The organism is Sulfolobus sp. B1, assembly GCF_007050195.1.
GTDB lineage: Archaea > Thermoproteota > Thermoprotei_A > Sulfolobales > Sulfolobaceae > Saccharolobus.
This window is the reverse complement of the sequence record NZ_QIMI01000092.1, coordinates 1-6,936: the sequence shown is the minus strand read 5'-3', so window position 1 is coordinate 6,936 and position 6,936 is coordinate 1. Positions and strand designations below refer to the sequence as shown.

Here is a 6,936-nt window from a genome sequence, read left to right as displayed (position 1 = left end):
GGAGGTATAGAATACTATGTGTTTAGTAGGGATGAGCAAAAGGCAAAAGATTGTATGAAAGAATTCAATGCAACGGGCTATTTCACAAAATATGAGGACATTTTAAGATCTAATGTTGATGTGATAGATTTGTTAGTAAGCCACGATCAACATCTAAAAATGGGAGTAGAGGCTATGAGGAGTGGAAAACATTTGATGTTAGAGAAGCCAATAGCCAGAACTATTGAAGAAGGAGAAAAGTTAATTAATACTGCAAAGGAAAATGGAGTTAAATTTATGGTTTTAGAACAGTTCTTCTTCGATTCCTCTGTACGTAAAGCTAGGGAAATTATGCCTAAATTGGGTAAAATATCGTTAATAATAGTAAGGTCTACCCACTTATATCAACCTAAAGGTTGGAGGACGAATAAGGAAAAGATGGGAGGAGGAGCCTTTATAGATGGAAAAACAATTACAGTATACGATTCGAAAAGGAATCTGATATTACGCGTAGATAACGTAATAAAACTTAGTGTAGAAAGTGGAATTACTATTAGCAAGTTAATAGCTTACACTTCGGATGGTAAGAGTGTAGAAATAGCTTACTTTACGAAGAAAAAAGAGGAAGTCTTTAAGAGATTAGCTGATGCTTTCAACAGAAATGAGCAAATAGATATTAAGGATGAAGAGGCTTCAGATATTCATAAAGTAAGTATTAGTACATTGAGGTGGCTCTTCAGTATATCATCTAAGTATAGGAAGACAATGATATTAGGCGCCATATTATCATTAATAACTACTGGGCTTAACCTAGTTCCACCTTACTTGTTAAAAGTATTGATCGATAGCGTTTTGTTATCAAATACTCATTCCCCAGCTTTGTTTGAAGACATAATAATTTTCTTAGTCTTAACTTATTCTAGTCTTGCAATTGTTTCTTCAATACAAACTAGAACACTAAACAATTTAGGATCCAGAATAATAAATGATTTAAGGGAGATCCTTTATAACCATGTTATTAGACATGATTATTCGTTCATAGAGAGAATATCTCCAAGTAGAATTCTATCAAGACTTACTACAGATGCTGGGAACACTAATTGGTTATTAGTATGGGGTTTGCCAACACTAGTAACTAACCTGTTTACCATAATTGGTATAGGTGTTATACTTTTCACCCTAGATGCTACTCTGGCTACTTTCATCTTGATCCCTATTCCAATAATAGTTTTAATGATAATAAGATATAGAAGAAAATCCCATAGATTATACCACAGAAATTGGAGGAGAAGTGCTGACATAACTTCAAGAATAAATGATACTGTTCCAAACTTCCTAGTTGTTAGATCATTCTCCAAAGAAGATTATGAAAGCAAGAGATTGAGAGAGATGTTGAACAGGTTATATGAATCTAGTGTTTCGATAAATAAGATGAACTCTTATTATTGGCCTCTAATGGGACTAGTGGTCAACTTATCAACCGTAATAATTTGGTGGCTAGGAGGGCATGAAGTTATATCCGGAGTTATAGAATTAGGTATAGTAACTGCTTTTATAGCTTATGTATCCCAGTTTTACGGTCCAATAAATAATCTAAGCAATGTTTTACCTTTCATACAACAATCCCTAACATCAGCTGAAAGGATAAGAGAAGTATTGGAAGTAAAGCCCCAAATTTCGAACTCAGAAAGTCCTAAGAAACCCAAGATGCCAGCTGAAATAGTTTTTGATAAAGTTTCCTTTGGTTATGACCCTCACTTTCCTGTAATAAAAAACGTTAGTTTTATGATTAAGCCTGGAGAAAAGGTAGCGATAGTAGGTAAAAGCGGTTCTGGTAAGAGTACAATTGCTAAACTCCTTTTGAGATTTTATGATGTTGATGAAGGAAAGATAAGCATAGGTAATGTTGACGTTAAGGAAATTGATCTTGAGTATTTAAGAAAGAAGATAGCTTACGTACCTCAAGACGTAGTCCTATTCGATACTACAGTAGGATACAACGTTGCTTATGGTTCCGATAACGTTGATGAGCTGGATATAATAAGGGCTTGTAAAATTGCCAAAATACACGATGAAATAATAAAATTACCATTCGCTTACGATACTATTCTAGGGGAGAGGGGGACATATTTATCGGGTGGACAAAGGCAAAGGCTAAGTATTGCAAGGGCTATAATAAAGAACCCTGACGTATTAATATTCGATGAGGCTACATCGAATTTAGACGTAATAAGCGAGAGAGAAGTATATGAAGCTATGATTAACGTATCACAAGGTAAAACTGTGATCTTGATAACCCATAATGTTCACGAAGTGATGAATGCAGATAAGGTAATAGTGTTAGATAAGGGTAAGATTGTAGAAGAGGGAACTCCGAGAGATTTATTGAGTAAGAAAAGTGCTTTCTATGAAATGTTTAAGGATCAAATCAATGAGGAGAACATTTTTACGAAAGCTAAAGAGAAGAGGAACCGAGAAGATCAATTGAGAGTCGTAAGAGACTTAAAAGTTTATCCCACTAATAGGTCAAGTAGGGTTAACGTTCAAATAGATGGTATAGTATATCATGACCTAATTCCTAAAATGTTATTTCCAATTACTAAGCCTACATTTATAGGATTTTATGACGAAAATGGAAAAGAGGTACTATTGCTAGAAGATTATACTAAGATTACTGATGAAAATTCTAGAGAAGTATTAGAAAGGGCTATATCTTATAATAACTTAATATTCAAAGTTAATAAAATAAACGAAATAAATATAAAGGGAGATCAACTCGAATGGAATTTAATAACCGATAGAGGTGGAGTTACAACATATACTTTGGGTAGGAGAAATGTTGTTGTGTTTGATTCTAAAGTAGTTTTAATAGATAAAAATGATAATCTATATGAAATTGATTTAAATCAGTTAGACAAGAAAAGCCTTAATTTACTTCTAGAGACTGTTTAGCCGACTGCAATAACCAAGCTGGAATATCTATTTTAACTTCTTTACCTTCCATAGCCGATTTATACATACTCTCTAATATTGCTACATTAATTGCCCCTTGTTCCACTGTACAAAATGGATACGGTATTTCGGCTTTCTCAATAGCGTTAATAATTTTACTCCAGACCTCTTTATATACGCTTCTTTGCTGAGTGGTTAATGGATTAGAGATGAAGAATTCATCAGCTATATTTCTCATAAAGTATAAGGAATTATCTATATGAATTCCACCCTTATTACCTAATATTACTATTTCCCTCTTGCTCTCTTTAATGTAAGAAGCCCAGCTAGTTTCTATATACACTGAAATACCGTCAAGATCTAGAAACGCTGAAGCGAAGTCCTCCACCTCTACCTTATCTTTAGGTAAGGTAGGTGAAGGATATGAGGAAAACTTAGTCTTATCTTGAGAGAAGACGTAATGAGTTCTAGATACTACGCTTTTAGGAGTTGGGAAATCTAAGAAGAACATTATAAGATCTACTAAGTGAGTCGCTAAATCAAAAATTACTCCCCCTTTAGCTAAATCCTTCCTTATAAAGGTAGACGAAGTGGGTATACCTTTTTGCCTTATATATAAGCTTCTTACATGATATATATTACCTAGTTCACCGTTTTTGATCAATTTTTTAGCAGTAAGGGAGTTTTGTTCAAATCTAAATTCATGACCTACTACAAGAATCTTGTTCTTTTTCTTAGACGCTTCAACTAACTTTAATGCTTCCTCAAAAGATGTAGCCATCGGTTTTTCAACATACACGTTAGAGCCGTTGCTAAGAGCATCTAAAGCAATTTTAGCATGAAGAGAGTGAGGAACTGCTATTAAGACTAGGTCAGGATTTTCGTTTTTTAACATATCTATGTAATCAGTATATCCTTTACAGCCAGTCTTTGAAGAAAAATCCTTTACTCTCCTTTCATCTATATCTACGCATGATTCCACTTTAACTCCTAGCTCTGATAACGCTGGTAGATGCCCATAGGTAACCCATCCACCTAATCCTATAATGCCTAATTTCATGTTATATAATTATGACATACGTTTATAAGCCTTTGATTTATCTTTTCATTTATTCTTCAGAAATATTTAGTATTTATTAATAATGTTAGAGTTTTCAGCCTTACTCCTATCTCTAACGGTCAGAAATAATAATGACGCTAAAATCCTCAAAATACCAATCATTAATAACATTAAATCGATACTGAAGACTAAGCTAAGATGGCTGGATAGTATTTCAAAAAAGACACTCGATAACGTAGATCCTATCAACGCCGCAAAACCATTAAACATATTATATAACGCTATATTAGCTCTTTTTTCGTAGTAGTTAGAGTTATCAAATAAGTATGCCGTATAGGAGATCGATGCTGAATTTGTAAAACCAGATACTAGATTAGCTAAGTATATTTGATATGTATACGTTGAAAGTGCATAAGCCAAAGGAAAAGTAGCTAAGGCAAATCTTCCAAAGAACATAACTCTTCTTCTATGCTTGTCTACCAATCTTCCTACTAACCTTTGCAAGGCTACTGTTGACAGACCGCCAGTTAAATTAATGATAGCTATTTGAAACTCGTTCATATGGAATTTATATACTTGAGCTAGGGGAAATATTGGCCATGCCATTGACCAAATTAATGTAAAAATGAAGCTTGCTAATATAAACTTTCGCATTTCAGAATTATTGAGAATAAGATTTTTAACTGAGGTTTTACTCTTAATGAATTTGACGTCTACGTCTAATCTACTTATCACAAAGCAATTTATTATGTATATTATTCCCCCAATAATGAAGAAATAATCCATGAGAGATAGATCATCTTTTACTATTAAGCCCGTAATAAGCGTAGCAACTAATCCCCCAATATAAGCGTAGAAGTTATAATAAGCTAATGTAGTTCCTCTTTTAGTTCCGCTTACCTTGTCTAGAATCAATAGCCAACCAAAATTAGCCACCCCCAATAGTGCAGCAATTATAACATATATTAGCACAAACATGGAATTGTAAATTCCTAAGGCACCGATGGTTATCCATAGAATTCCGCTTAACAGATCCCCTATTATTATCATTCTCTTTGCCCTTATCGATAAGTTAGCTAATATATATTGCATTATTCCAGGGAATGCAGTATTAGCTGATGAAACTAAAGCCAAGAAAGGTCCTATAATTCCATTTGATGCACTAAAGAATGATATGAAAGGGTTTATGAGGCTCGTGGCAAGATTGTTAAGTAGAGCGTAAGTTCTCAGAGGTCTCAATGAGGGTCATAATGACTACTTAATATGAATTAATTTTAAATTTAACTCCTAATTAATTCGTAAAAACACTTTTAAGTTAGGAAAAAGTTTAATTTTAATCCAAAAGCTTTAGAATAATCTCTGGCTTAATTGGCATCGTGTAAATGTTCTTATTCACTGCATCTTCTACTGCGTGAAGAATAGTAGGTGTTGAAGCTATCGTAGGCAATTCACCTATTCCCTTGGAACCTATTGGAGTATCGGATTTTGCTAACGCTAACGACTTCCATTCAACTTTTATGCTCTCTACAGCCGTGGGTATTACGTAATCGGAAAAGTTAGAAGTTATTAAAGCTCCTTCTGGAGTGTAGACCGTTTCCTCATATAGAGCTTGTGAAATTCCTTGAAGAGCTCCTCCGTGAACTTGACCTTCAGCCAACAATGGATTCACAACTATTCCTACGTCATCAAATGCTTTGTAATCCAATATCTTGACAAAACCAGTTTCTCTATCAACTTCTATTAATGCCATATGGAGACCGTATGGGGAAGTGTATAGGTTCATAACGTAAGAATACTCCTCCTCGGGTAAGACACCCATATGAGTTGAAATACTTGAAGCTTCAGCTAAAGTCACAGATTTGCCACTCTGTTTATGAATGAATTTTCCATTTTCATAAATTACTTCCTCTGGTTTAACACTCATCCTCTCCGATACTATTCTCAATAGTTTCTCCTTTAATCTCCTAGATGCCTCAAATACTGCTGAACCACCAACAGTTACACTTCTACTTCCTGCTGTTAAATCACCTTCAGCTATTAGGTCCGTATCTCCCCATAAAACATCAACCTGGCTAGGATCTACCTCAAATATTTCAGAGGCTATCTGGGCAAAGGCTGTAGCATCACCTTGACCATGTGGCGTAGTCCCAGTTACTACTTGTATCCTACCATTAGGCAGTACCTTAACCTTCGCTGTAGAGAAAGGACCGAAAGAGGCTATCTCGCTCACTATCGCAATACCAACACCAGCTAGCTTACCTTTACTCCTTAGCTCATTTCTTCTCCTCAGTAATTCATGATAATAAGGCTTAGCTATTCTTAACATTTCCCTATACTTTCCACTGTCATAAACTATACCAGTTGGTAATTTGTAAAAATTCACGTCATCCATTATATTCCTTTCTCTAATTTCAAATTGATCAATTCCTAGCTCTCTCGCTCCAAGGTTTAGAATTCTCTCTATAAAATATGTAGCTTCAGGTCTGCCAGCTCCCCTATATGCTCCAATAAATGTTTTATTGGTAGCTATTCCTAATACCTTCACCTTTAACGCATTTACCTTATACCTTCCTATCAATAACCTTGCTGCAGTGGTAGCCATGCCAAAGGAGTCCCCATTAATCTCTGGTATTGGAGCACCTAAGTCCATAATTAAAGTACCTTCAATGCCTAACAGCCTACCCTCAGAATCGAAGGCTGCCTTAAATTTAAATCTCATATCTCTTCCATGGTTAGTAGTTTGCATATCCTCAGACCTAGTGTTAAACCATTTTATTGGCTTGCCAGTAATAACTGATAAATATGCTACTATAAATTCCTCTGGATAATTAATTATTTTACTTCCAAAAGCTCCTCCAACAAACGGTTGAATAACCCTTATATCATAAACACCATAGTTACCTAGTAAAGCTGATAGCCCCTTTTTCAAATCAAATGGAGTCTGT

Annotated in this window: 4 protein-coding genes; 1 reads left to right on the top strand and 3 read right to left on the bottom strand. The window is 34.8% G+C overall.

The features are described from left to right. Positions 1-6: 6 nt before the first annotated feature. Positions 7-2,931: a DUF1854 domain-containing protein gene (locus DMP16_RS06930; RefSeq protein ID WP_306416243.1), complete on the top strand. Its 2,925-nt coding sequence runs from the start codon at positions 7-9 to the stop codon at positions 2,929-2,931. Here DMP16_RS06930 and DMP16_RS06925 read toward each other — a convergent pair. The 3 genes from DMP16_RS06925 to DMP16_RS06915 all read right to left on the bottom strand — a co-directional run. Further along, complete coding sequence (locus DMP16_RS06925; RefSeq protein ID WP_069282942.1) at positions 2,906-3,991, bottom strand: Gfo/Idh/MocA family oxidoreductase; 1,086 nt, start codon at positions 3,989-3,991, stop codon at positions 2,906-2,908. The two genes, DMP16_RS06930 and DMP16_RS06925, sit on opposite strands and share 26 nt — an antisense overlap. Positions 3,992-4,057: 66 nt before the next feature. Next, on the bottom strand, positions 4,058-5,230 hold the full coding sequence (locus tag DMP16_RS06920; protein ID WP_069282940.1) for an MFS transporter: 1,173 nt from the start codon (positions 5,228-5,230) through the stop codon (positions 4,058-4,060). Positions 5,231-5,324: 94 nt separating this feature from the next. After that, positions 5,325-6,936: xanthine dehydrogenase family protein molybdopterin-binding subunit (locus tag DMP16_RS06915; protein WP_143577016.1), on the bottom strand; the 1,612-nt coding region annotated here is incomplete at its 5' end.